Consider the following 25,830-nt stretch of genomic DNA (forward strand, 5'->3'; position numbering starts at 1 on the left):
ATGTCCGCTGGCAGCCCGAGCGGCGTCTGAGCCCCTCGCCAGACGTGGATTGACCCAAGGGGTCAATTCATTCGTCCGGCGGTATGACGTCTCGGCCGTCGAACCGCCGGGCGTCAACCGCGAAGCGTACCGCCGGTCGCCTTTTCGACATTTGCGACGATCTTTCCGGACACGGCTTCCAGATCCGCCTCGGTCAGCGTCCTGTCGACAGGTTGAAGGGCGACCTCGATGCCGATGGACTTCCTGTCCGCCCCCAGCGCCTCGCCGATGAACACGTCGAAGACGCGCACCTCGGTGATCAGCACCTTGTCGGCGCTTCTCGCAGCCTTCAGGATCGTCTCGGCCTCGACATCCCGGGAGACGACGAACGCGAAGTCGCGCCGGACGGGCTGCAGGGCCGAGATCGCCAGCACCGGCTTGGTGCGGGTCGCCTTGCGCTTGGGCTCCGGCAGGGCGTCGAGGAACACTTCGAAGCCGGCATGCGGGCCGCTCGCGCCGAGTTTCTTCAAGGCCTTGGGATGAAACTCGCCGAACTCGGCCAGCACGATCCGGGGCCCGAGCTTCAGGCGGCCGGAGCGGCCGGGATGATACCAGGGGCTCGCCTCGCGATCGATCATCAGCTTGTCGACCGGCGCGCCGGCCGCTTCCAGCGCCGCGATCGCATCGGCCTTCGCATCGTGAACGCCGACGGGTGCGGACGCGCCGTCCCAGGCGCGGCCCGCGCCCTGAAGTTGCGCGGTTCCGCGACGCAGCCCCCCGGCGACGCGCGCCTGCCCGTCCGGCCGGTCGTTGCGATAGACGCCCGCCACCTCGAACGTCGCCGTGTCGCCATAGCCGCGGGCGGCGTTGCGGGCGGCGGCCGAGACGAGGCCGGGCAGCAATGACGGCCGCATGTCCGACATGTCGGCGGAGATCGGGTTGGCAAGGCTGAGGGTTTCAGCCCCGCCGCCGAACGCCTCGGCATGCTCCCTCGGGATGAAGCTGTAGGTGACCGCCTCGACCATGCCGCGCGCGGCGAGTGCGCGCCGGGCGGCCTTGTCGCGGCTTTGCGCGTTCGTCAGAATCGGCCCGTTGACGCCGGCGAGCGCCGGCAGGGGCTCGGACGCGATTTCATCGACACCGACGATGCGCATCACCTCCTCGACAAGGTCGGCCTTGCCGTCGACGTCCGGACGCCAGCTCGGCACGGACACGCGCAATTCGCCGTCGCCCCGCTCGGTGGTGAAGCCGAGCCGCTCCAGAATCGCGGTCTGGCGGTCCTGCGCGACGTCGAGACCGGTCAGCCGCTTCACTTCCGTCAGCGGAAACGCGATCGTCTTGGCCGCGTGCGGCCTGACGCCTTCGACGGTCCGCCGCGAAGCCGATCCGCCGCAGAGCTCGACGACGAGCTTCGTGGCAAGATCGAGGCCGGGCTCCATGAACTGCGTGTCGACGCCGCGCTCGAAGCGATAGCGCGCATCGGTGATGATGCCGAGCGAGCGGCCCGCCTTGGCGATCGCCAGCATGTCCCACAGGGCCGATTCGATCAGGACATCGGTCGTCGTCTCGTCGCAGCCCGTCGCTTCGCCGCCCATGATGCCGGCAATCGATTCGACGCCGTGAGCGTCCGCGATCACGCAGACATGCGGCGCGAGCGTGTGCGTGCGCCCGTCGAGACCGACGATCTCCTCGCCGTCCCGGGCCTGCCGGACGACGAGATCGCCGGCGACCTTGTTGGCGTCGAACACATGCAAGGGGCGGCCGCGATCGAAGGTGATGTAGTTCGTGATGTCGACGAGGGCGTTGATCGGGCGCAGCCCGATGGCCTTCAGGCGCTTCTGCATCCAATCGGGGGACGCGCCGTTCGTGACGCCCGAGACGCGCCGCAGGGCAAAGCCCTGGCAGACCTCCGTCTCGATCCGAACCGATACCGGGCAGTCGCCCTCCCCTTCGATCCGCTCGATCCCGGGCGTGACCAGGGTGCCGAGGCCTGAGGCGGCCAGATCGCGGGCGATGCCCGACACGCCCGTCGCATCCGGATGGTTCGGCGTCAGGTTGATCTCGATGACCGGATCGGCCAGGGCCGCATAGTCGGCATAGCGCATGCCCACCGGCGCGTCGTCAGGCAGATCGATGATGCCGTCATGCTCCTCGGACAGTTCGAGCTCGCGCTCGGAACACATCATGCCGAAGCTGTCGACGCCGCGGATCTTGCCGACGCCCAGCACCGTATCGAGGCCCGGCACGTAGTCGCCCGGGCGCCCGAGCACCCCGACGAGGCCTTCGCGCGCGTTGGGCGCGCCGCAGACGACCTGGACCGGCTTGCCCTCGTTCACCTCGGGGCCCGCATCGACCATCAGAACCTGCAGCTTGTCGGCGTCCGGATGGGGGGCTGCCGACAGGACCCGCGCGATCCGGAACGGTTCGAACACGGCGCGATCGTCGACGGTCTCGACTTCGAGTCCGATGGCGGTCAGGCGATCGACGATCTCGCCCAGCGCCGCGTCGGTGTGAAGATGATCCTTCAGCCAGGACAGTGTGAATTTCATCGGGTTTCGTCCCTATGAATGGGCCGGGCAGCAGCGTCGTGCCGGCGGACAGGTGGAAGGAGCGTTGCGGAAGGCCCGTCGGTCGGCCCGGCGTCAGGCGACGCCATCGTCGCCGCGATCGTTGTCCGGCGCGTCGGCGGTGCCCGACATGTCGTGGGCCACCTTGCGGACCGCGGCATTCGAATGGACGAAGCGGTAGGTCAGCAGGGCGACGGCGGAAAACAGCAGCGTCATGAAGACGAGAACCACCGAGGATTGCTCGCTCTCGAACGCCAGGCCGAAGAACGTCCAGCTGACGATCGTGCCGAGAAGCAGGCAGACGAGCGCGGCCGGGGTCGACGGCATCTTCTGGTAGATCACCGCAAACAGGATGACCGTCACGATCGCCACGATCCAGCGTCCGACGGAGGCGAAATAATCGAAGAAGCTTGCATCGAAGGCCAGCGCGGACACGCCGTCGAAGACGACCTTGCCGATGATCGCGCCGGACAGAACCGCGATCACTTCGAGGGCGGTGATGCGCAGCGTCGTCGCCGTCTTGTTCAATCTTGGATTCATGTCAGGTCATAGCACTTTCCCGGCCGCAGGGCCGATTGTCGCGAAATCGTCCGGCGCATCCCGCCTCCCATGGGCGCGAGGCGCCGGTCAGGACGAACTGAGCCCTCCGAACAGGGTCGGCATGTCGAGCGGGCGGAACCCGTAATGCTCGATCCAGCGGACATCGGCGTCGAAGAAGGCGCGCAGGTCCGGCATGCCGTATTTCAGCATCGCGATCCGGTCGATCCCCATGCCCCAGGCAAAGCCCTGATAGATGTCCGGATCGAGGCCGCCGGCCCGCAGCACGTTCGGATGAACCATGCCGCAGCCGAGGATCTCCATCCAGTCCTCGCCTTCGCCGAACCGCACTTCGCCGGGCCGCGACCGATCGCACTGGATGTCGACTTCCATGGACGGCTCGGTGAACGGGAAGAAGGACGGGCGGAAGCGCATCTTGAGGCTGTCGACCTCGAAGAACGCCTTGCAGAACTCCTCGAGCACCCATTTCAGATTGCCGATATGGGCCTTCTCGTCGACGACGAGCCCCTCGACTTGGTGGAACATGGGCGAATGGGTGGCATCGGAATCCTGGCGATAGGTCTTGCCGGGAATGACGATGCGGATCGGCGGCTTCCGGTTTTCCATCGTCCGGATCTGCACCGGCGAGGTATGCGTGCGCAGCACCTTGCGCTCGCCGCCCTCGCCCGCGTTCAGGAAGAACGTGTCGTGCATTTCCCGGGCCGGGTGGCCTTCGGGAAAGTTGAGCGCCGTGAAATTGTAGTAGTCCGTCTCGATGTCCGGACCTTCCGCGATCGCAAAGCCCATGTCGGCGTAGATCGCGGTGATCTCGTCGATGACCTGGCTGATCGGGTGGATGCGTCCGCGCGCGGCCGGCGAAACGCGCACGGGAAGCGTCACGTCGAGGGTTTCGGAAGCGAGGCGCGCCTCGATCGCGGCGTCGGCGAGAACCTCCCGGCGCCCGGTGATCGCGCCCTGAACCCGGTCGCGCAGTCCGTTGAGGCGCGGGCCTTCGCTCTTGCGCTCCTCCGGGCTCATCTTGCCGAGCCCCTTCATCATCTCGGAGATGCGCCCTTTCTTGCCGAGTTCGGCAATGCGGATCGCTTCGAGCGCGGCTTCGCCCTCGGCGGCTTCGATCGCCGTGATCAGTTCGGCTTCGAGGGTTTCGATCTCGGTCATGGGGGAACGTCCTTCGGGCAAGGCATCTATCGCTTGAAACGAAAAAACCCGCGCTTTATCCGGCGCGGGCTTTTGAAAGATTGTGAGCGTCGCCGGTGAATTAAGCGGCGCGCTTTTCTCCAACCGCACGCTCGTAAGCGTTCGGAAACTGGCCTTCGCCCTTCAGATATTCGAGCGATGCCTTCGACTGCTCGCACAAGGCCGCAAAGGCTTCCGGCTCGTGGATCGCAATGTCCGAGAGGACCTTGCGGTCGACTTCGATGCCGGCCTTGCCGAGACCGTCGATGAAGCGGGCATAGGTCAGGCCATGCTCGCGGACGGCAGCGTTGATGCGCTGGATCCAGAGAGCGCGGAAATTCCGCTTCTTCACGCGGCGATCGCGCGTCGCATATTGCTGGGACTTGTCGACGGCAGCTTTCGCTGCGCGGATGGTGTTCTTGCGGCGGCCGTAAAAGCCCTTTGCCTTCTTAAGAACCTTCTTGTGCTTGGCGTGGGCGGTGACGCCCCGTTTCACGCGTGCCATGATCTATTCTCCTGAATTCTTATCGATGCCGAAACCGCCGCTCAGCGGTCGTAGGGCATGTAAATCTTGACCGTCCGCTCGTCGGGCTTCGAAAGGATCTTCGTGCTGCGCGAGTCGCGGAGAAAGTCGTTGGAGCGTTTGATCATGCCATGGCGCTTGCCGGCATGGCCGGCTTTCACGCGGCCGTTGGCCGTCATCGAGAAGCGCTTCTTGGCGCTCGACTTGGTCTTCATCTTGGGCATTTTGCTCTCCTTGGTCAGGCTCGCTCTGCGCCGCAAACGCCGGACAGCGGTCGGGTTTCGGCCATCAGGCCTTGCCCGCCGCGATCGTTGGAATGAAGCGCCGCGAAAGCATCGAGAGCCGCCACGGCATGCCCTGCCGGACGGCTCGATCAACGGCGGACCTGATAACCCTTGTCGTGCCGCTTGGCAAGCGAAGTTTCGGCCTCGCCTAGTTTGCCGCGCCGATCATCGCATGCTCCACCGTGTCCCCCGGCTCGATGCCGAGGCGCCGGGCGGTGCCGCCGTTCAACTCGAGAACGTAGCGGACCGGCCCACCCGACGGAATGGTCGCGCGCGACAGGGGTTCGGCATTGCGCTTGATGGACAGGATCGTCCCGTCTTCCTCGATGAACAGCATGTCGAGGGGAATCAGCGTATTCTCCATCCACATGGTCACGGGACGGGTTTCGTCGAAGTCGAACAGCATGCCGTGGTCCGGCGCCATTTCCTCGCGGAACATCAGCCCGACGCGGCGCTCCTCGTCCGTATCGGCGATCTCGGCCTCGATCGTGTGGGTGGCCGTCCCCGTCACGATCCGCACCTCGTCCGCGCTGGCGCCGGACGTGACGAAGCCGGCGAGCCCGAACAGCAGCACCGCCGCGGCCACGATCATTTTCCAGGAATTACGCATCAGGTCGCCGTTTTGCCGTTTCGTCGCGCGACGGGTTCGTGCCGCCCCGAGAGCTGGAGCGGTCGGATCGCGTCGCAGCCCGAAGATGCAGCACCGTGCGGCTGGCCGCAAGGTTCGAGCCTGCATGAACGACGACCGCTTCGGCACCGGGCGTGCGGAACACCCGCCCTGCCCTGTCCGGCACGTGAACGAACCTCAGTGGGATGCGGGCGTCGCATCGGCGGGATGGACTTCCGCCGCCATCTTGCCCTTGCGGCCCATGCCGTAGCGCACCTTGACCTCCTGACCGAGGCGCAGCTCGGTCATGCCGTAACGGCGAAGGGTCTCCATATGGACGAAGATGTCGTCGTCGTCCTCCCTGCAGGTCAGGAAGCCGTAGCCTTTGGTGCGGTTGAACCATTTGACCGTCGCGGTCACGAGGTCGCTGGACGCGGTGACCTGGGTGTGGGTGCGGGCGGGCGGCATCTGCGAGGGATGAAGACCGGTGGAGGCATCCATCGACAGAACCCGGAAGGCGTGGACGCCGCGCTGGCCATGCTGGACTTCGCAAACCACCCGCGCGCCTTCCACCGCCGTCGAGAAACCGTCTCGCCGAAGGCATGTGACGTGGAGGAGAACATCGTCGGTTCCGTCGTCCGGAACGATGAAGCCGAAGCCCTTGGCGACATCGAACCATTTGATATGACCCGCGACGACATGGACGTCCGCCCCCGTCACCGCCTCCATATCCCTGTCATGGGCCTCAAGATCTGAAGAGGTCCGCTCCACCATCCGGATGATCCGCCTTTACGCAACCGAAGTATCGAGAGTTTAGCATTAAGTTGATGCATCGGTGCAAGGCCCCGCGAATAATTCGGCACCGAACGTCCCAAGTTGACGCAAGGTTCGCTCCCGCTCGATGCTCGGTTGCAGGACGCGACCGGGCGTGGGCCGAATGTCGGGAGGCGGCACACCCGATCGAGCCTGCGCCCTGTCGCGGACGGCGCACCCGGCACGGGTTCGCAGGCGCTGCCCCCCGGGTTGAGGTCGCGGCGAAAGTCACGCGCCGGAGCGCCCCCCGTTCCAGGCGTCGCCCGACGGCTTCAAGAAGCCGTGACCGATCCGGGTTGGAACCGACCGGTGGACCGGCTGGTTTGGGGATGGGCACTCAAGACGTTCCGGGGAGGAACTTATATGACACGTTTACAGACACTGGCGTCGGCCCTTGCACTTTCGGCGGCGACCCTGACGGCAGGCGGCGCCTATGCCGATTGTGCAACCGAGCTTTCGGCGCTGAAGTCCAGCATGGGATCTTCGAGCGAGACCAGCAGCGGCTCCGGCGCCATGAGCGCGGGTACGGATTCGGCATCCATGTCCTCGGGCGGCGGTTCCGCCTCCACCGATGGCGCGTCGGCCTCGTCCGACGTTGCACCGTCCGCGGACGCGGCCGTACCGGCTGCGGAAACACCGGCCGGCATGGATCAGGCTGCGGTAAACAGCGATGAGCCGACCTTCACCGCCGCCGGCGCGAACGAAGGCCAGAACGACAGGGAAGAATCGACCGGGGCACTCTCCGGCATCGCACCGACCCCGGCTCTCGAGGATACGGCTGCCGGCAACGAGGCTCCCGAGAGCGGCGCGGCCGCCAGTGCGAGCAGTTCCGCTTCGAGCGGCGCGACCGGCTCCGAGAGCGGCGGAGCCGCGACTGGCGGTTCGGACGCGATGAGCGCCGATGCGACGCCGGGCGATACCGATCAGGATGCCGTCACGACGGATCAGCCGACGTTCACCGAAACGGGTGACGTCGAAGGTCAGAGCGATCGGGCCGAATCGACCGGCGCCCTGTCGGGTGTCGCACCGACGCCGGCGCTGACGGACGAGGCTTCCGGTGAAGCCGACGATGCCGCAGGCGGCGAGGCTTCTTCGGGCAGCACCGCTTCGAACGGGTCAACGATGGAAGGCGGCCAGGACATGGCTTCGACCCATCTCGCCGCAGCACAGGCAGCGCTCGATGCGGGCAATGAGGAAGCCTGCATGGCAGCGGTCGAGCAGGCCAAGCAAGCCACGATGTAACGCGAAATTTCGGGTGAGGGCTGGCCTTATCCGATCGCGAGCCAAGCTTAAGGGGTCCGTGAGGGCCCCTTTCGCATGTTCGGGCCCGGTTAGATCCAACCCGGAAGGAGAAGACGCGATGCGCTATCTTCACACCATGGTCCGCGTCACCGATCTCGACGCCTCGCTCGACTTTTACTGCAACAAGCTCGGCCTCGTGCAGACCAACCGCATGGACCGGGAAGAAGGCCGCTATACGCTCGTCTTCCTCGCAGCGCCCGACGATCTGCCGAACGCCAAGGAGACCAAGGCTCCGCTGATGGAGCTGACCTACAATTGGGACCCGGAAACCTATTCCGGCGGGCGCAATTTCGGCCATCTCGCCTTCGCCGTGGATGACATCTACGCGACCTGCCAGAAGCTGATGGATGGGGGCGTTACCATCAACCGGCCGCCGCGCGACGGTCACATGGCGTTCGTGAAATCGCCAGACGGCATCTCGTTCGAGCTCCTGCAGAAGGGCGAAGCGAAAGCAAAACAGGAGCCGTGGGCCTCCATGGAGAACACCGGCTCCTGGTAAGGCGCGTGACGGGCGAAGAATGTGGAGTCCACAAACCCGCCTTATTCTAAGTTCATGAACTTTTCGTCATCAAGACGTCAGCGGGGCACCGGCATCGGGCCTTGCTTGACTCTTTTGCGAGAGTCTCGTCGACTACAGTTTCGTGCCCGGAGAATCCAAGATCCTCCAAACGCACCGGCAGATGCACTTGGCGCAGACCGGTCCCATGGATCTGTCGTCTGATCAGGTTTCGGCGAGAATGCCGTGAGATAGCAGTTCGCGACCGTCATGGGGATGGCGGCGGCGGATTTTGAGAATTCAAGCGGTAGGGCACGGGCCGCTTCGTTGGAGAGGGATCGACATTTTGACGACCGACGACGCTCGCCGTCCTCTGTCCGCGTTTACGAGCGCGGCGGACCCCGTTTCACGCCCGATCGAAGCAGGCCCGCCGTCGTGGCGGATGGCCTCCATCGCGGTCACCGCCCTTCTGCTCTCCCCGCTCCTGTCCGGCTGCATGTCCGGTGTCAGCGACATCAGTTCGTTCGGCCTGTCGCAGCCACCCTCGATGGCGCAGAACGATGCGCCGGTCGATACGAGCAGCGCGCCTGAAGTCGACGTCTCCTCGCTGAGCGACGTCGGGACGGCGACGGCCGAACCCGAGATCTCCGACGAAGTCGCCGAAACGATCGCCGCCGCGGCGCCGGATGCCTCTCCCGATCGCAACGGTCCGCTGGTTCCGCTTTCGGCCGGCCGCCAGACCGTCGCCGCCTATGCGGGTGGCCGTGTCGGCGAGGGCGGCGCGTCGGGTTCGGCGACCGGTGCCGGGGGCCAGTCCCTCTTCCAGTCGCTCTTCGCGCAGGAACCGGCAAGGACGCCCGTCGCGAACACCGATCGCGGCAAGGGCCGACGTATCGTCCTCAATCGCGAGGGCGCGCCCAGCGACGAGGATGACGGTTCGCTGCCGGGCGTCGATCCGAAATCGCTGTTCGAGATCGGCCAGCGCGCGTCGGCGGACGAGGATGCGATCGAGGATGCCGCCTACGAGGTGGCCGCGCTCTCCGGCGGTTTCGCCCGTCTCAGCCCCAACGGATTGCGGGTCCAGCGCGAAGACATCCGCACCGACTGTTTCCCCAGCCAGCTCGTCGGCATGATCCGCGCGATCGAGCAGCGCTTCGGCCAGCGCGTCGTCGTCACCTCCGGCTATCGCAGCCCCGAACACAACCGGCGGGTTCGCGGCGCCAACCGCTCGCAGCACATGAGCTGCAAGGCCGCCGATATCGTCATTCCGAACGTCGACAATTTCAAGGTGGCCGCCTTCGCCCGCTCCCTGCCCGGGCGCGGTGGCGTGGGCACCTACTGCCACACGAAAGCGATCCATATCGACGTGGGTGCGAAGCGCGAATGGAACTGGCGCTGCCGTCGCCGCCGCTGACCGCGCGACAATCCGACCCTCCCCTTCAATCTTTTCGTTTTTCCCGATTTTTATGCTTGCAACATCGGCGTTCCTCTCGTAGAAACCGCCGCGTTGCGCCCATCGTCTAGCGGTCTAGGACGCTGCCCTTTCACGGCGGAAACACGGGTTCGAGTCCCGTTGGGCGTACCAATCCAAGCTTGATGGCTTGCTGGTTCCCGACCAAGCAACACAAGGTGGCTGAACGCCAACGGCGCCGCGTCGTTCGCCTGCCGCCCGGTTCGCGTCGTCTTTTGCGCCGAGCCATTTCGAGCGTTGCCGCAAAATGGCATGGTGCCAGGACAGCCCGACGGATGGACGGATGATCCGGCCGCCGCCTCGAAGCGCTGCCTAAGGTGCCGGACATGGCAGGCCGCGGCAGGGCCGGTCGTCTCGTTCATTGCAATGCGTTGAGCCTCCGTCGCACCGTTCGATCACCCTTGCGGTTTTGACCGGAGCCTCCCCTCCCCTTTATCCTCGTCACTCTCGGCCATACGGCGCGTGAACCGGCCGGCCCTTGCCATGGCTTAACATCATGCCCGGACCTCGCCGTTGCGGCCGTGTCCGGGCTGGAAGCGCTTTTGAGCGCGAAAACAGGAGGGGTGCCTTCATGCCGGTTTCGGGAGAGCCCGTACGTCTCGGCCTCATCGGCGACGCCATCGCCCAGTCGCGGGCACCGTCCATGCACGAGCGTGCCGGTGCTCTCATCGGCCTCGACGTTCGCTACGATCGGCTGGTGCCGGCCGAACTTGGCGCTTCGTTCGAGGACGTCGTGTCGCGTGCGCGGGAGAACGGCTATCGCGGTCTCAACATCACCTATCCGTACAAGGAACGCGTCGTGCCCCTGGTGAGCGTCGAAGACCTGCGCGTCGCGCGGCTCGGAGCGGTCAACACGGTGCTGTTCGAGCCCGATGGGCCACGCGGCTACAACACCGACTACTCGGGCTTCCTCGCCGCCTACCGACGGGGACGCGGAAAGGCGCCCGCGGGCGCCGTCTGCATGGTGGGCGCGGGCGGCGTCGGCCGGGCCGTCGCCTTCGGCCTTCTCGAACTAGGGGTCACCCGGTTGCGTCTCGTCGATACCGACCGCGCCCGATCGAGGCAACTGGCAGGCGAGTTGCGCACGAGCGCGCCGCATGTCGACATCGACGTTTCGATCGATGTCGCCGACGGCGCGCGCGGCGCGGACGGGCTGATCAACTGCACCCCCCTCGGCATGGTCGGCCATGACGGAACGCCGATCCCGCGCGGGCTGATGACAGGCGCGGCCTGGGTCTTCGACGCCGTCTACACGCCGCCGCGGACGCTGTTTCTCCGGGACGCCGAGGCGCTTGGGCTCACGATCATGTCCGGGGTGGAACTGTTCTTCTACCAGGGCCTGCACGCCTTCTCGCTGTTCCACGGCCGCGATCTGGACGAAGCGGACCTGCGGACGCTGCTCGACATTGCGTGAAAGTTTCGCCGGCGGACGCGCTCCGCCGCACCCGGAGATATCCCCCCGCCCTGCCGCCAAGCGGCCCGGTCAGGTCCCTGAAAAGACGAGCTGCGCCTTCATCGCCTTCGTCCGGTCGCCCGCCATGGTGAACGCCTCCACCGCGTCGTCGACGAAAAACGACTGGGTGATGAACGGCTTCACGTCGATCAGCCGCTTCCGCATCAGGCTGACGGCGGTGAAGAACTCCTCGTGGAAACGGAACGAGCCCTTGAGGCAGAGTTCCTTGGCCGTCATCGCCTGGAGCGGCAGGGTCATGTCCCCACCCAGACCGAGCTGCACGATCGCCCCGCCCGGCCGCATCGCCGGCACCGCCCCCCGCAGCGCGACTTCGGCGCCCGAGCATTCGAAGAGAACGTCGAACGTTCCTTTTTCGGCCGTGAACTTCGACAGGCTGTCCTCCCCTGCGGCGATCGTCTCGTCCGCGCCCGCTTTCCTCGCCATGTCGAGGGTGAACGGCGTCAGGTCGCTCGCGACGATGCGATCCGCGCCTGCCCGGCGCGCGGCGAGAATGGCGAGAATGCCGATCGGCCCGCAGCCGGTGACGAGCACCGACTTGCCGAGAAGATTGCCGGCCTGGTTGACGGCGTGCAGCGCGACCGAGAGGGGCTCGGCCATCGCGGCCTCGCCGGGCGTCAGATCGCCGGCCGGCGCGCATTGCCAAGCCTCGGCGACAAGCGATTCGCGAAACGCGCCCTGAATGTGCGGAAACGGCATGGCGGAGCCGTAGAAGCGCATGTGGAGACACTGGTTGTAGGACGCTTCGAGGCAGAACCGGCAATGGCCGCAAGGGCGCGACGGCGACACGGCGACGAGATCGCCCTCGCGCAGGCTTGTGACGCCCTCGCCGAGCCTTGCGACGTGGCCGGACACCTCGTGGCCGAGGATCATCGGCTCCTTCAGTCGCACCGTGCCGAAGCCGCCATGGTTGAAATAATGCAGATCCGAGCCGCAAATGCCGCCGGCCGCAAGCCGGATCTCGACCTGCCCCCGGCCCGGCGCATCGGCCGGGCGGTCTTCGATGCGCAGATCGCGGGCGGAGTGGATGACGACTGTTTTCATGACAACCTCGAACAGATATTCGACCCAACCTAGCCTATCGCGCGTCTCTTCACACGCGCGATAGGCTATAAACGCAAGGCGCGCGCCTTGCGGCATGCACATGGGAGAACATATGAGTCTGCAGCTTTTCGACCTTTCGGGCAAACGCGCCCTCATCACGGGCTCCTCGCAGGGCATTGGCGAGGCGCTCGCCGTCGGCCTTTCCGGCGCCGGCGCCGAAATCGTTCTCAACGGCCGCGACGAGGCAAGGCTCGCGCGGGCAGCGGACGCCCTTCGCCGGACCGGCGCGCGCGTCCACGAACTCGCCTTCGACGTGACCGACCATGACGGCGTGCGCCAGGCGGTCGACAACTTCGAGGCGTCCACCGGCCCGATCGACATCCTGATCAGCAATGCCGGCGTGCAGCAGCGCGGCCCCCTCGAGGACTTTCCCGCCGACGGCTTCGAGAAACTGCTCCAGACCAATATCGCCGGCGTCTTCCATGTCGGCCAGGCCGTCGCACGGCACATGATCAAGCGCGGCGAAGGCAAGATCGTCAATATTTGTTCGGTGCAGACCGCGCTCGCCCGGCCCGGGATCGCCCCCTACACGGCGACGAAGGGCGCGGTCGCCAACCTGACCAAGGGCATGGCGACGGACTGGGCGAAGTACGGCCTCCAGTGCAACGGCCTTGCGCCCGGCTATTTCGAGACGCCGCTCAATCAGGCGCTGGTGGACGATCCGGAGTTTTCCGCCTGGCTCGCCAAACGCACCCCGGCGGGGCGCTGGGGCAAGGTGGAAGAGCTCGTCGGCACGGCGATCTTCCTCTCGTCCGCCGCCTCCTCGTTCGTCAACGGCACGACGATCTTCGTCGACGGCGGAATTACGGCGTCCCTGTGAGCGGCCGCTACGTGGTCATGGGCGTCTCGGGCTGCGGGAAATCGACGATCGGACTGGCCGTCGCGAAGCAGCTCGACCTCGATTTCGTCGATGGCGACACGCTTCATCCCCCCCACAACATCGCGAAGATGGCCCGCGGCGAGCCGCTCGACGATCACGACCGCGCGCCCTGGCTCGAACAGGTCGGCGGGCGCCTTGCCGAACCCGGCGTTCTCGTCGCCTGCTCGTCGTTGAAGCGGGCCTATCGCGATCTGATCCGCGCGAAGGCCGGCGGCCCGGTGACGTTCCTGTTTCTCGCAGGCGGGCGCGAGACGCTTCTTGCCCGCATGAGCGTGCGGCCCGGCCATTTCATGCCGGCTTCGCTGCTCGACAGCCAGCTGGCGACGCTGGAGCCGCCCGGGGCGGGCGAGGACGTCGTCACCGCCTCCATCGAGGACGGGCCGGCGCAGATCGTCGAGCGGTTCGTCGAGGCTGTCGCCCGCAGGAACGCCCGCACGCGACAGCATCGGCGCTGACCTGCCGGCAAGGAGCGGACGGGACCGGGCACCGGCCGACGACGGGCGGGCCATGGGTGGCGAAGTCGATGGCCCGATCCCCGCCCGTTCCGGGCACCACGCCGTTCATCGGGGTGGGATCGGGTCGAGACGCCCTCAACCGGACGGTCAAACTTTTCTACCCACCGGACGCCGCATTGATACCCGAAGTCCGGCTTGCCGACGTCGTCAGCCGGCTCCAAAACGAGTAGAAGGAGAACACTCAAATCGATTTAGCTCGGATTGGGTGAGGCTGGGTTCGCGGGCCGGGAGGGTTTTCGAGCCTGTAATCTCTAGGGAGGAGACAGGGATCATGAGCAATGTCGAAGTGATGAGCCAGCACGACGATGCGCCCGAGATCAGGGCGCAGACCCGCGAGAGCGCCATGGCCGACGCGGGACTGGAACAGGGCGGGCAAGGCATTCGCGGCCTGCTGCTCAGCCAGTTGAGCGCCGTGGTGCGCCGCCGCCATCCCGATCTGGCGAAAGTGCTGAACGGAACCATGTCGATCCGCCAACTCGACGAGGTTCTCTGGCTCGACGGCCTGCAGGCGATCGCCGCATGGTTCCAGCTTCTCGCCATCGCCGAGGAATACACGGCCACGAGCCGCCGCCGTGCCGTGGAGCGCAAGGGAAGCGCCGACGCCGTTCTCGGATCGTTTTCCAACGTCATCGGCCAAGTGATGGCGGATGGCTCCAGCGGCGACGAGATCCGCCGCGTGCTTGGCGGCCTTCGGGTCGGCCCGACAATGACCGCGCATCCGACCGAAACCAAGCGCATCACCGTGCTCGAGATCCACCGCCGCATCTATCGCACGCTCACCGAAGCCGAGGAGCAGCGCTGGTCGCCGCGCGAACGCGAGGAGCTGATCGATCGGTTGCGCGGCGAGATCGAGCTCCTGTGGCTGACCGGGGAGTTGCGCCTCGAAAAGCCGAGCGTCGACCAGGAAGTCGCCTGGGGCCTTCACTTCTTCAAGGAAATCCTGTTCGAGACCGTGCCCAAGCTCGGCGACGTCCTGACGGCCGCCATGAGGCGCCATGCGCCGGAGAACGCGACGCCGGTCTCGCCGAACCTGCGCTTTGCCACCTGGATCGGCGGCGACCGGGACGGCAATCCGTTCGTGACCGCCGAGCTCACGCGGGATTCGCTGAAGGAATACCGCCGCACCGCGCTCGAATCCTATATCGGCCCGCTCGAGAAGCTGATGGTCGAGCTCAGCGTCTCGACCAATGTCTGCACGATCCCGGAAACCTTCCGGGACGCCCTGAACAGCGCGATGGATCTCAGCGGACGGCGTGACACGATCGCCACGCGCAATCCGAACGAGCCGTTCCGCCAGTTCATCTGCGCGCTTCTGGCGCGTCTTCGTGCAACGCTTGCGGACGAGACCGGCGACCCGCGCGACGCCGGTGCCACGCCCTATCGCAGCCCGGCCGAGATGCGCGGCGAGATCCAGGCGCTCAACCAGGCGCTGGTCGAGATCGGCGCGATCGCCGTGGCCGAGCGCCTCGTCCGCCCGCTCTTGTGGCAGCTCGAGATCTTCGGCTTCCACACCGCCGCCCTCGACATTCGCCAGAACGCCACGATCGTCAACAAGGTGGTCGCCGAACTGCTCAATCTGGGGGCAAGCGAGGGCGATCGCGTCGAGAAGGGCCGTCCCGGCTGGGGCGAGCGCCTGCGCGAAGCCCTGCGCAGCCCGGCAAAGCCCGATCTTCAAGGCCATGAACTGTCCGAGGACGCGCTTGAACTCGTCAATTTGTTCAAGGTGATCCGCGACGCCAAGATCAAGGACAATCGGGCGATCGGCGCCTTCATCCTCTCGATGACGGAATCCGTGGAGGACATGGTCGCCTGCCATCTTCTCGCGCGGTGGGGCGGGATCACGGCGGGCGACGATCCGAGCGCGGCGACGACGCTTGCCATCGTGCCCCTGTTCGAGACCATCGACGATCTCCGCGCCGCCCCCGACATCCTGGACGAGATGATCTCGATCCCGGCAATCCGCCGCTCCCTGCGCGAATGCGGCGACCGCCAGGAGGTCATGCTCGGCTATTCGGACAGCAACAAGGATGGCGGCTTCTTCACCTCCAACTGGGAGCTGTCCAAGGCCCAGCGCACCCTGCACGATGTCGGCGTGAAGCGCCGCGTGAAGGTCTCCTTCTTCCATGGTCGCGGCGGCTCGGTGAGCCGCGGCGGGGCGCCGACGGGTCGGGCGATCGCCGCTCAGCCGCCGGAAACCGTCGACGGCGCCCTGCGCGTCACCGAACAGGGCGAGGTCGTGTCGGCCAAGTTCGCCAACAAGGGCACGGCGCTGCATAATCTGGAGATCCTGACCGCCAGCGTCCTCGCGCACACGCTGAAGAGCCCGCACGAGAAGGAGCTGAAGGAGAACGCCGAGTTCAACGAGGCGATGGAGGCCCTGTCGGGCCTGTCCCAGACGGCCTACGCCGATCTCATCAAGTCCGAAGGCTTCATTGATTATTTCAACCAGTCCTCCCCCGTGGAGGAGCTCGGTCTCCTGAACATCGGCTCGCGGCCGGCCCGACGCTTCGGCGGAAGCCCGAAGGACCTGTCGGAGCTTCGGGCCATTCCCTGGGTGTTCGCCTGGAGTCAGAACCGGCACCTGATGACGGGCTGGTACGGCATCGGCACCGCGTTCGACAGCTTCGTGAAGGTGCGCGGCGAGGACGGGATGAAGATCCTCAAATCCATGTTCCGCAACTCCCGCCTCTTCCGCCTGATCGTCGACGAGGTGGAGAAGCAGCACTATCAGTGCGATCTCGAGATCGCGACCGATTACGCCAGGCTCGTCGAAAGGCAGAGCGTGCGCGAGGAGATCTTCGGCAAGATCAGGGCCGAGTACGAGCTGACCCGCAAGATGCTGATCGACGTGACCGGGACGGAGGATCTGTCCGAGCGGTTTCCTGTGCACAAGCGCCAGATCGACCGGGTTGCGCCGCAACTCAAGGGTGTCCACGATCTTCAGGTGGAACTCCTTTCCCGTGTCCGCGACAATGCGAAGATCAGGGAGGCCGATCCGCGGATGCTTGACGCGCTCCTCCTGTCGATCCACTGCACGTCCGCCGGCCTCGGCTGGACGGGATAGGGCCGGCCTCCGGACATGATTCACCGCCCAAGGCCTTTACCGGCCAGGCGAAAGCGCACTAAAACACAAGAACATTTCGACGTTTCGGTCTGGCACCGCCGGGACGTCGTTGTGGGGGAACATGATGGCTGCCGAAAAACCGATCCGCGTCCTCCTGGCAGAACGAAACCTTCTCGTCGTATCGGCGCTCAAGCACCTGATCGGCAAGGACGACCGATTTCGCTTCGTCGACACCGCCGAGAGCGGATCCGACATCTTGCGCCGTGCCGAGGATCCCGATTTCGATATTCTCGTCGTCGGATGGACCCTCGTCGACATGGACGCGGCCGCGCTTCTCCAGAAGCTGAAGGAGAGGGAGGCGTCCGTGCGTGTCGTCATCTTCTCGGCCGAGGAGGACATCGTCATCCTGCGCCAGGCGGTGCGGCTCGGCGCCTACGGTTTCTGCTACCAGTTCGACGATCCGGAAATCCTGTTCGATACGCTGCTCGCGGTTGCCAACGGGCGCATCTGCATCCCCTTCATCGATCTGACGGCGGTGAACGACACGGCGATTTCCCGGCTGACGGTGCGCGAACGCGAACTTCTCTCGATGCTCGCGCTCGGCTGGACGAACGTCCAGATCGCCGCGCGAACCGGGATTTCGCAAAACACCGTCAAATACTACCTGAAGAACCTGTACGAAAAGCTGGACGTGCAGAACCGCGCGATGGCCGTTGCGGTATGGTTGAACGAGCAGCGCTGACGACAAGGGCGTCTTTGCTGCACCGCAAAAGAAAAAGACGCCGCAGCCGGCCGGGACGACCGGTGGAACGGCGCCTTTCCCCAAGTCGAGCCGAGAAGAGCCCCGTCTCATTCGGGTAGCGTTTCCTACCCAAAGCCGCTCGCCTTCCTATCCAGCCTTGCTTGTGTCGCCTGCGTGCACGCTAGATACTTGGAGGCGTGGAGAAGTCTCCGGGAGGACTTGGAATGGCCGGCTATAAACAACCGTTTATACCGGGCGCGACGAACGCGCCGCAGCGCGTCCGCGAGGCCATCAGCGTGACGCCTGACGATCATCGCGCGCCCGACATTGGAATCGCGACCGGCCCGATCCTGACGACAGGCGGCAGGGCGTTCGCCAGCAGGGAGGGACGCCTGTTCGCCGCTCCATCCAACGGCCGAGATCTCGGCCTGGAATACAAGGCTTTCCGCCAGGTGCTTGGCGGGCTCGATCCCCGCAATAGCGACCATCGATGCCGTCCTCGAGCGACGGCCGGTGCACGGCGCGCCGGGCAGGACCCACAAGCCGCATAACGAGACAACTTTCAACGCGAGGACGAACCATGAGTCATGAACTTCACAATCTGAGGAAATTCCGTCTTCAGCGCAGCGAGCTCGCCGTGCCCGGCGCCAACGTCACCATGATGGAAAAGGCCGCCGACAGCGAAGCCGATTACGTGTTCCTCGATATCGAGGACGCCGTCGCACCGCCCGACAAGGTGAAGGCCCTCAAGAACATCATCGAGATCCTGAACGACATCGACTGGCGGGCCAAGAACAAGACCGTTTCGGTGCGCATCAACGGCATCGACACCCACTACATGTATCGCGACGTCGTCGATCTCATGGAACAGGCCGGCGACCGGTTCGACACGATCCTGATCCCCAAGGTCGGCAATCCGTCGGACATCTACATGGTCGAGGCGATGATCAACCAGATCGAGATGGGCAAGGGCTACACGACCCGCGTCGGCATCGAGGCGCTGATCGAAACCGCTCTCGGCATGGCCAATGTCGAGAAGATCGCGGCCTATGGCGGCCGTCTCGAGGCCCTGCATTTCGGCGTCGCCGACTATGCCGCGTTCAACAAGGCGCGCACCACGAATATCGGCGGCCTCAACCCGAACTATCCGGGCGACCAGTGGCACTATGCCCTGTCGCGCATGACGGTCGCCTGCCGCGCCTACGGCCTTCGCCCGATCGACGGCCCGTTCGGCGACTTCTCCGATCCCGAGGGTTTCACGGACGGCGCGAACCGTGCCGCTTCCCTGGGCATCGAGGGCAAGTGGGCGATCCATCCGAGCCAGATCAAGCTTGCCAACGACGTCTTCTCGCCGCCCGAGGCCGAAGTGGAAAAGGCCCGCAAGATCCTCGTCGCGCTGAAGGAAGCCGAAGGCAAAGGCCAGGGCGCAGCCTCGCTCGACGGCAAGATGATCGACGCCGCGTCCGAGCGCATGGCGCAGAACGTCCTGAAAATGCATGAGGCGATCACGTCGCGCTGACGGGGTCGGGCGGCGTTGCCCTGGCGGGCACCGCCGCGAACGGGAGCCGGAATTCCCTCGATGGAACGACGGAACGAGCAAGAGGATCGGGGGCGGGACCGCGACGCGGCCGCACCTGTCTGATCCTTACATTTTGAACGGGAGAGATCGATGGACATTCATGAGTACCAGGCCAAGGAACTGCTGGCCCGCCACGGCGTAAGCCTGCCGCGCGGGGGGCTGGCCTACAGCCCCGAACAGGCGGCCTACCGCGCCAGCGAGATCGGCGGCGAGCGCTGGGCCGTCAAGGCGCAGATCCATTCGGGCGCGCGTGGCAAGGCGGGCGGCGTCAAGCTGTGCGACAGCGACAAGGCCGTGAAGGCGGCTGCCGAGGAGATGCTCGGCAAACGCATGGTCACCAACCAGACCGGCCCCGAGGGCAAGCTCGTCAACCGCCTCTATATCGAGGAAACGGTCGACATCGCCCAGGAACTCTATCTCGGCTTCGTGCTCGACCGCAAAGCCGAGCGCATCATGATCATCGCCTCCTCGTCCGGCGGCATGGAGATCGAGGAGATCGCAGAGAACGAGCCCGAATCCCTGATCAAGACGGTGGTCGATCCCGGCCACGGCCTGCAGGACTTCCAGGCCCGCGAGATCGCCTACAATCTCGGCCTCGAATACAAGGTCGTGAACCGCATGGTCGACACGATCCTCGGCTGCTACCGCGCATTCCGCGATCACGACGCCTCGATGCTCGAGATCAATCCGCTGGTCGTCACCCACAGCGGCAGCGTCATGGCGCTCGACGCCAAGATGAGCTTCGACGAGAACGCCCTGTTCCGCCGCCAGGAGATTTCCGAGCTGCGCGACAAGAGCCAGGAAGACACGCGCGAGACCTTCGCCTCGGACCGCGGCCTGTCCTATGTCGGCCTCGACGGCGAGATCGGCTGCATTATCAACGGTGCGGGCCTGGCCATGGCGACGCTCGACATGATCAAGATTGCCGGCGGCGAGCCCGCGAACTTCCTCGACATCGGTGGCGGCGCAAGCCCCGACCGCGTCGCCAAGAGCTTCCGCGCCGTTCTCCAGGACGACAATGTGAAGGTCATCTTCGTCAACATCTTCGCCGGCATCAATCGCTGCGACTGGGTCGCGGAAGGCGTGATCAAGGCCAAGAAGGAAGTCGGCGTCAACGTTCCGATCATCGTCCGTCTCGCCGGCACCAACGTGGAGGCCGGCCGGAAGATCCTCGCCGATTCGGGCGAAGACATCATCGTCGCCGACACGCTCCTCGAAGGCGCCGAAAAGGCGGTCAAGGCCTGGAAGGACGCCGCCGCCGCGAAAGCCGCCTGAGCCCGATCGCATCCGTCTTGCAGCGGGCGCCCGTTACCGGCGCCCCATCACATCAGTTCGAAGCGCCGTCCGGCTTCAAGGCAGAACCGGACCCGCCTTTGAGGAGGACACCATGGCAGTATTACTCACCAAGAAGACGAAGGTCATCGTCCAGGGCTTCACCGGCAAGATCGGTACGTTCCACGCTGAGGACATGATCCGCTACGGCACCAATGTCGTGGGCGGCGTAACGCCCTCCAAAGGCGGCCAGATGCATCTGGACCTGCCCGTCTTCAACACGGTGCGCGGCGCCGTCGAGGAGACCGGCGCCGAAGCCTCGATCGTCTTCGTGCCGCCGCCGTTCGCCGCCGATTCGATCATGGAAGGGGCCGATGCCGGCATCAAGTTCTGCGTCTGCATCACCGACGGCATTCCGGCCCAGGACATGATGCGCGTCAAGCGCTACATGCGCCGCTACCGCGCCGAGGACAAGATGCGCCTCTTCGGCCCGAACTGCGCCGGCATGATCTCGCCGGAAGAGGGCTTCATGGGCATCATGCCGATCAACATCTACAAGAAGGGCCGCATCGGCGTCGTCGCCCGTTCGGGCACCCTGTCCTACGAGGCGGCGGCGCAGATGCTCGAGAAGGGCATCGGCATATCGACCTCGATCGGCATCGGCGGCGACCCGATCAACGGCTCCTCGTTCAAGGATTGCCTCGAACTGTTCGAGGCCGACCCCGAAACCGATGCCGTCGTGATGATCGGCGAGATCGGCGGCCCGCAGGAGGCGGAAGCCGCGCACTGGGCCCAGGAACACATGTCGAAGCCGGTCTGCGCCTACATCGCCGGGGCCTCAGCACCCAAGGGCAAGAAGATGGGCCATGCCGGCGCGATCGTGTCGTCCGAGGGCGAATCGGCGGCCGAGAAGATCGCGATCATGAAGGAATGCGGCATTACGGTCGTTCCGCATCCATCGGCTTTCGGCGAGATCGTCGAGGAGATGATCGGCAACAGAAAAGCGGCTTGACGGCGCTGACATAACGCAACGAAAACGGCGCGGGGGCTCGACTCCCGCGCCGTCTGCCCTTCTTTCTCACCTGTCTGGGAGGACCGAACATCATGAGCAAGCCTAAGATCCTCGTCTCGCGCCGCTGGCCCGAAGCCGTCGAAAAGAAACTCGCAGAGACCTACGACGCGACGTTCAACGAGGCCGACAGGCCGATGACGAAGGAGGAGATGCGCCAGGCGCTGAAGGATTACGACGCCTTCTGCCCCACCGTCTCCGACACGGTCGACGCATCGGTGTTCGACGTCTCCGATCCGCGCACCCGGATCATTGCGAGCTATGGCGTCGGCTTCAGCCATATCGACACGGACGCGGCCAAGAAGGCGGGCATCGTCGTCACCAACACGCCGGAAGTCCTGTCCGAGTGCACCGCGGATCTGGCCATCACCCTGATGCTGACGGCGGCTCGCCGCGCCAACGAGGGCGAGCGCGAGCTGCGCGCCGGGGAGTGGACCGGCTGGCGGCCGACGCACATGATCGGCACCAAGGTTTCCGGCGGAACGTTCGGTGTTCTCGGCTTCGGCCGCATCGGCCAGGAAGCGGCCAAGCGCGCCCATCACGGCTTCGGCATGAACGTGATCTATTACGACGCCTATCCGGTTTCGCCGGAAAAAGCCGCCACCACCAAGGCGGAGGCGCGCGATTCCATCGAGGCGGTGCTGCGCGAAGCCGACGTCGTCTCGCTCCACATGCCGGGCGGCAAGGAAAACTATCATCTCATCAATGCCGAGCGTCTCGCCATGATGAAGCCGAACGCGATCCTCGTGAACTCGGCACGCGGCGAGGTCGTCGATGCGAACGCGCTTGCCGAAGCCTTGAAGAAGGGCACGATCGCAGGCGCCGGCCTCGACGTGTTCGAAGGCGAGCCGACCATTCCGCCGGCGCTCCTCGAAACCCATGCGGTCATGCTTCCGCATCTGGGCTCGGCGACCCAGTCGACGCGCGAGGCCATGGGCTGGCGCGTCATGGACAATCTGGAAGCCTTCTTCAAAGGCACCGAGCCCGGCGACAGGGTGGCCTGAACGGATGTCGAGCGCGCAGGAGACGATGGTGCCCCCTTCCCTTCGAGCCGATGCCGAGGAGATCTTCCGTCGGGCGATCGAGGCTGCCGATCCGGCCGGCGCGGTGCATGCCGCGCTGGCCGACCGGCAGGCACGGATCGATGCGGCCAAGGGCATCGTCCTCATCGCGTTCGGCAAGGCCGCCATCCAGATGGCGGAGGCCGCGCTCCCCTTCGTCGGGGACAAGCTGAAGGCGGCCGTCGCAGTGACGACGCAGGAGGCCGCTCGCGTTATTGCCGGTGTCGACGTCTATGTCGGGGGCCATCCGACCCCCAATGCGGGAAGCGAGGAAGGCGCGGCCGCCATCGAGGCGGCGGCCGATAAGGCCGAAGCGGGCGACCTCGCCCTGATCCTCGTTTCGGGCGGCGGCTCGGCACTGGTCACGGCGCCCGCCGACGGGCTCACCCTTTCCGACAAGATCGCCGTCAACGACGCCCTGCTCGGCTGCGGCGCTCCCATTGACGCCGTCAACACCGTGCGCCGCAAGCTCTCGCGCCTCAAAGGCGGCGGGCTTCTGAAACGCACGGCGCCGGCCGCAGTCCTGTCCCTCATCCTGTCGGACGTTCCCGGCGACGATCCGAGCGCGATCGCCTCGGGTCCGAGCGTTCCGAACGCCGACGCGCCGGAAGCGGCCCTCGGTATCGTCCAGCGATACGGGATCGAGGACAAGCTTCCGGATGTCGCGCGGGCGCGTCTTCGCGAGACGGGCGCAACCCAGGATGTGTCGGGGCAGGATTTCGAGACCGTCATCGTCGGCTCCAACGCGATCAGTTGCGACGCGGCCGCGACGGCGGCCGAAGAGATGGGCTACCTCGTCGACCGGGTGGATGGCTGGCTCGACGGCGACGTATCGGACGCGGCACGGCGGCTGCATGATCTGACGAAACGTCACTCGTCCGGCGGCAAGCCGATCGCCATCATTGCCGGCGGCGAGACGACGGTGATCCTGAAAGGGCGCGGCACGGGCGGCCGCAACCAGGAGATGGGCCTGCGCTTCGCCTGCCTCGACGAGGATGTTCCCATCACCGGCGACTGGGTGTTCCTGTCGGGCGGCACAGACGGGCGCGACGGCCCGACGGACGCCGCCGGCGCGATCGTCGACGCGGCGACGCTGGCGAGGATGCGCGACGCCGGCATCGATCCCGAAGCAAGACTTGCCGACAACGATTCCCACCCGGCGCTCGAAGCCGCAGACGCGCTCGTGCGAACCGGCGCGACGGGCACGAACGTGGCCGACGTGCAGGTCGTTCTGCTGCGATAGGGCCTCGCGGCGCAGGTTGCCGGGCGAGCGCTGGAGCACCGGCCCGAAGATCGGAATAAATTTTCAAAAAAAGCCCGACGTGCAACGCCAGAGGTTAAGAGCTGGAGTGACGTACGTCTGAGGTGAGGCACGGATAGCCAAGTTTAGCGCTCGCGCCCCGCCGCCTTTTTCTCGGCGCGAAGGCGCTTGCGGTTTTCGCGTTTCTCGATCTCGTACGGGTTCTTCCAGACCTGATAATAATACAGGACACCGACGCCGCCGAAGACGACGAACAGCTCCACGAGCCCCAGCCAGTTGGCCATCGATGGTTCCTCTATCCGTTCGCCGCTTCCGGTTTTCGGCCGCCGCCGCCGGCCGCGCCCGATGCGGGCTTTGCGTGTTCGATTGGACGCGATCGAAGCGCCGTCCGCAAGCGAGGCAAAACGAGGCGGGTCTGGCCTTGGCAAGGATACCTTGCCATCTTGTCCCGGTGCACTCCCTTGACGTATGGCGGAAGCGTTGAGGGAGGAACGACATGCTGGACATCGTTGAGAAGCTTGAGGCGCGACGGGCCGAGGCGCGGCTCGGCGGCGGCGAGGACCGCATTGCCAAGCAGCACGAACGCGGCAAGCTGACGGCGCGCGAGCGCCTCGACGTTCTGCTCGACCCCGGCTCCTTCGAAGAGTACGACACGTTCAAGATCCACCGGACCACCGATTTCGGCATGGCGGACCAGACGGTGGCCGGCGACGGCGTCGTGACCGGCTGGGGCACCATCAATGGCCGCCCGGTCTACGTCTTCTCCCAGGATTTCACCGTCTTCGGCGGCTCTCTCTCCGAAACCCATGCCGAAAAGATCTGCAAGGTGATGGATCTGGCCGTCCAGAACGGCATTCCCGTCATCGGCCTCAACGATTCCGGCGGGGCGCGCATCCAGGAGGGTGTCGCTTCCCTCGGCGGCTATGCGGAAGTGTTCTGGCGCAATGCGCAGGCCTCCGGCGTCGTGCCGCAGATTTCCGTGATCATGGGACCGTGCGCGGGCGGCGCGGTCTATTCGCCGGCCATGACCGACTTCGTCTACATGGTGCGCGACACGAGCTATATGTTCGTCACCGGACCCGACGTGGTGAAGACCGTGACCGGCGAGATCGTCAGCGCCGAGGGGCTCGGCGGCGCACTGACCCACACGAAGAAATCCTCCGTCGCGGATGCCGCCTTCGACAACGATGTCGAGACGCTCGCCGAGGTGCGCCGGCTGTTCGACTTCCTCCCCTCCTCCTCGCGCGAGAAGGCCCCGTTCCTCGAGACGGTGGACGATCCGAACCGCACCGAGGCCTCGCTCGACACGCTGGTGCCGGACAATGCGAACACCCCTTACGACATGCGCGAGGTGATCGAGAAGATCGCGGACGAAGGTGATTTTCTCGAGATCCAGAAGGATTTCGCCGGCAACATTCTCGTCGGCTTCATCCGGATGAACGGGACGAGCGTCGGCGTCGTCGCCAACCAGCCCATGGTGCTCGCGGGCTGTCTCGATATCGATTCGTCCCGCAAGGCCGCGCGTTTCGTGCGCTTCTGCGACGCCTTCAACATCCCGATCCTCACCCTCGTCGACGTGCCGGGCTTCCTGCCCGGCGTCTCGCAGGAGCTCGGCGGCATCATCAAGCATGGCGCGAAGCTGCTCTTCGCCTACGCGCAGGCCACCGTGCCTCTGGTCACGGTGATCACCCGCAAGGCCTATGGCGGCGCCTACGACGTGATGGCCTCCAAGCACATCCGCGCCGACATCAACTATGCCTGGCCCTCGGCCCAGATCGCGGTGATGGGCGCCAAGGGCGCGGCCGAGATCATCCACCGCAAGGATGCCGACGACGCCGAGAAGCTCGACCGGCATACCAGGGAATACGAGGACCGGTTCGCCAATCCCTTCATCGCGGCCCAGCGCGGCTTCATCGACGAGGTCATCATGCCCCACTCGACGCGTCGACGGGTGCTGCGCGCCTTCGAGATGTTGAAGACGAAAGAGGTGGCGCAGCCACGGCGCAAGCACGATAATATTCCGTTGTGAGGCGGAA

At 65.6% G+C, this 25,830-nt stretch carries 24 protein-coding genes and 1 tRNA gene; 16 read left to right on the top strand and 9 right to left on the bottom strand.

The features are described from left to right. Nucleotides 1-113 precede the first annotated feature (113 nt). The 7 genes from pheT to U0C82_RS02695 form a co-directional block, all read right to left on the bottom strand. Complete coding sequence (pheT, locus tag U0C82_RS02665) at nt 114-2,528, bottom strand: phenylalanine--tRNA ligase subunit beta (protein ID WP_322185501.1); 2,415 nt, start codon at nt 2,526-2,528, stop codon at nt 114-116. 93 nt (nt 2,529-2,621) lie between these two features. Further along, the gene (locus U0C82_RS02670; RefSeq protein WP_322185502.1) at nt 2,622-3,086 is read right to left on the bottom strand and encodes a hypothetical protein; all 465 of its coding nucleotides are present in this window, start codon (nt 3,084-3,086) and stop codon (nt 2,622-2,624) included. Between the two features lie 87 nt (nt 3,087-3,173). After that, entirely contained in the window at nt 3,174-4,262 is a 1,089-nt protein-coding gene (gene pheS, locus U0C82_RS02675; protein ID WP_322185503.1) for a phenylalanine--tRNA ligase subunit alpha, read from the bottom strand. 100 nt (nt 4,263-4,362) lie between these two features. Next, complete coding sequence (gene rplT / locus U0C82_RS02680; protein WP_322185504.1) at nt 4,363-4,785, bottom strand: 50S ribosomal protein L20; 423 nt, start codon at nt 4,783-4,785, stop codon at nt 4,363-4,365. Between the two features lie 41 nt (nt 4,786-4,826). Next, nucleotides 4,827-5,027, bottom strand: a complete 201-nt coding sequence (gene rpmI / locus U0C82_RS02685; protein ID WP_322185505.1) for a 50S ribosomal protein L35 — start codon at nt 5,025-5,027, stop codon at nt 4,827-4,829. Between the two features lie 208 nt (nt 5,028-5,235). Continuing rightward, nucleotides 5,236-5,697 carry a DUF192 domain-containing protein gene (locus tag U0C82_RS02690; RefSeq protein WP_322185506.1) on the bottom strand — a complete coding sequence of 154 codons (462 nt, stop codon included), beginning with the start codon at nt 5,695-5,697 and terminating at the stop codon, nt 5,236-5,238. Nucleotides 5,698-5,892: 195 nt separating this feature from the next. Then, a complete protein-coding gene (locus tag U0C82_RS02695; RefSeq protein WP_322185507.1) occupies nt 5,893-6,468 on the bottom strand; it encodes a cold-shock protein in 576 nt (191 codons plus the stop codon). Nucleotides 6,469-6,870: 402 nt separating this feature from the next. On the opposite strand from U0C82_RS02695, the gene U0C82_RS02700 reads away from it, so the two are divergent. The 5 genes from U0C82_RS02700 to U0C82_RS02720 all read left to right on the top strand — a co-directional run bounded on the left by U0C82_RS02700 (nt 6,871) and on the right by U0C82_RS02720 (nt 11,190). After that, nucleotides 6,871-7,749: a hypothetical protein gene (locus U0C82_RS02700; RefSeq protein WP_322185508.1), complete on the top strand. Its 879-nt coding sequence runs from the start codon at nt 6,871-6,873 to the stop codon at nt 7,747-7,749. Between the two features lie 118 nt (nt 7,750-7,867). Continuing rightward, nucleotides 7,868-8,308, top strand: coding sequence for a VOC family protein (locus U0C82_RS02705; protein ID WP_322185509.1), 441 nt, complete (start codon nt 7,868-7,870; stop codon nt 8,306-8,308). A 343-nt stretch (nt 8,309-8,651) separates the two neighbouring features. Continuing rightward, complete coding sequence (locus tag U0C82_RS02710; protein ID WP_322185510.1) at nt 8,652-9,719, top strand: YcbK family protein; 1,068 nt, start codon at nt 8,652-8,654, stop codon at nt 9,717-9,719. Nucleotides 9,720-9,814: 95 nt separating this feature from the next. Then, nucleotides 9,815-9,890, top strand: a tRNA-Glu gene (locus tag U0C82_RS02715). 457 nt (nt 9,891-10,347) lie between these two features. Beyond that, complete coding sequence (locus U0C82_RS02720) at nt 10,348-11,190, top strand: shikimate dehydrogenase family protein (protein WP_322185511.1); 843 nt, start codon at nt 10,348-10,350, stop codon at nt 11,188-11,190. 69 nt (nt 11,191-11,259) lie between these two features. On the opposite strand, the gene U0C82_RS02725 is transcribed toward U0C82_RS02720, so the two are convergent. After that, nucleotides 11,260-12,291, bottom strand: coding sequence for an L-idonate 5-dehydrogenase (locus tag U0C82_RS02725; RefSeq protein WP_322185512.1), 1,032 nt, complete (start codon nt 12,289-12,291; stop codon nt 11,260-11,262). A gap of 112 nt (nt 12,292-12,403) precedes the next feature. On the opposite strand from U0C82_RS02725, the gene U0C82_RS02730 reads away from it, so the two are divergent. The 10 genes from U0C82_RS02730 to U0C82_RS02775 all read left to right on the top strand — a co-directional run bounded on the left by U0C82_RS02730 (nt 12,404) and on the right by U0C82_RS02775 (nt 23,776). Beyond that, complete coding sequence (locus tag U0C82_RS02730; protein WP_322185513.1) at nt 12,404-13,171, top strand: SDR family oxidoreductase; 768 nt, start codon at nt 12,404-12,406, stop codon at nt 13,169-13,171. A gap of 17 nt (nt 13,172-13,188) precedes the next feature. Beyond that, nucleotides 13,189-13,686, top strand: a complete 498-nt coding sequence (locus tag U0C82_RS02735) for a gluconokinase (RefSeq protein WP_322185967.1) — start codon at nt 13,189-13,191, stop codon at nt 13,684-13,686. A gap of 331 nt (nt 13,687-14,017) precedes the next feature. Then, nucleotides 14,018-16,810, top strand: coding sequence for a phosphoenolpyruvate carboxylase (locus U0C82_RS02740; RefSeq protein ID WP_322185514.1), 2,793 nt, complete (start codon nt 14,018-14,020; stop codon nt 16,808-16,810). A gap of 124 nt (nt 16,811-16,934) precedes the next feature. Next, a complete protein-coding gene (locus U0C82_RS02745) occupies nt 16,935-17,552 on the top strand; it encodes a response regulator transcription factor (protein ID WP_322185515.1) in 618 nt (205 codons plus the stop codon). Between the two features lie 224 nt (nt 17,553-17,776). Further along, nucleotides 17,777-18,103: a hypothetical protein gene (locus U0C82_RS02750; protein ID WP_322185516.1), complete on the top strand. Its 327-nt coding sequence runs from the start codon at nt 17,777-17,779 to the stop codon at nt 18,101-18,103. 29 nt (nt 18,104-18,132) lie between these two features. Beyond that, a complete protein-coding gene (locus U0C82_RS02755; RefSeq protein WP_322185517.1) occupies nt 18,133-19,071 on the top strand; it encodes an HpcH/HpaI aldolase/citrate lyase family protein in 939 nt (312 codons plus the stop codon). A 150-nt stretch (nt 19,072-19,221) separates the two neighbouring features. Further along, a complete protein-coding gene (locus U0C82_RS02760) occupies nt 19,222-20,406 on the top strand; it encodes a malate--CoA ligase subunit beta (protein ID WP_322185518.1) in 1,185 nt (394 codons plus the stop codon). A 112-nt stretch (nt 20,407-20,518) separates the two neighbouring features. Continuing rightward, complete coding sequence (gene sucD, locus U0C82_RS02765; RefSeq protein WP_322185519.1) at nt 20,519-21,415, top strand: succinate--CoA ligase subunit alpha; 897 nt, start codon at nt 20,519-20,521, stop codon at nt 21,413-21,415. Between the two features lie 92 nt (nt 21,416-21,507). After that, on the top strand, nt 21,508-22,476 hold the full coding sequence (locus U0C82_RS02770) for a 2-hydroxyacid dehydrogenase (protein WP_322185520.1): 969 nt from the start codon (nt 21,508-21,510) through the stop codon (nt 22,474-22,476). A 25-nt stretch (nt 22,477-22,501) separates the two neighbouring features. After that, nucleotides 22,502-23,776, top strand: coding sequence for a glycerate kinase type-2 family protein (locus U0C82_RS02775; protein ID WP_322185521.1), 1,275 nt, complete (start codon nt 22,502-22,504; stop codon nt 23,774-23,776). A 143-nt stretch (nt 23,777-23,919) separates the two neighbouring features. Here the strand turns inward: U0C82_RS02775 and U0C82_RS02780 are convergent, their stop codons facing one another. After that, complete coding sequence (locus U0C82_RS02780) at nt 23,920-24,078, bottom strand: hypothetical protein (RefSeq protein ID WP_322185522.1); 159 nt, start codon at nt 24,076-24,078, stop codon at nt 23,920-23,922. 212 nt (nt 24,079-24,290) lie between these two features. Here U0C82_RS02780 and U0C82_RS02785 point away from each other — a divergent pair, with 212 nt between their 5' ends. Then, complete coding sequence (locus U0C82_RS02785; RefSeq protein ID WP_322185523.1) at nt 24,291-25,823, top strand: acyl-CoA carboxylase subunit beta; 1,533 nt, start codon at nt 24,291-24,293, stop codon at nt 25,821-25,823. The last annotated feature ends 7 nt before the right edge of the window (nt 25,824-25,830 follow it).

It is taken from the genome of Fulvimarina uroteuthidis, from assembly GCF_034321785.1.
GTDB lineage: Bacteria > Pseudomonadota > Alphaproteobacteria > Rhizobiales > Rhizobiaceae > Fulvimarina > Fulvimarina uroteuthidis.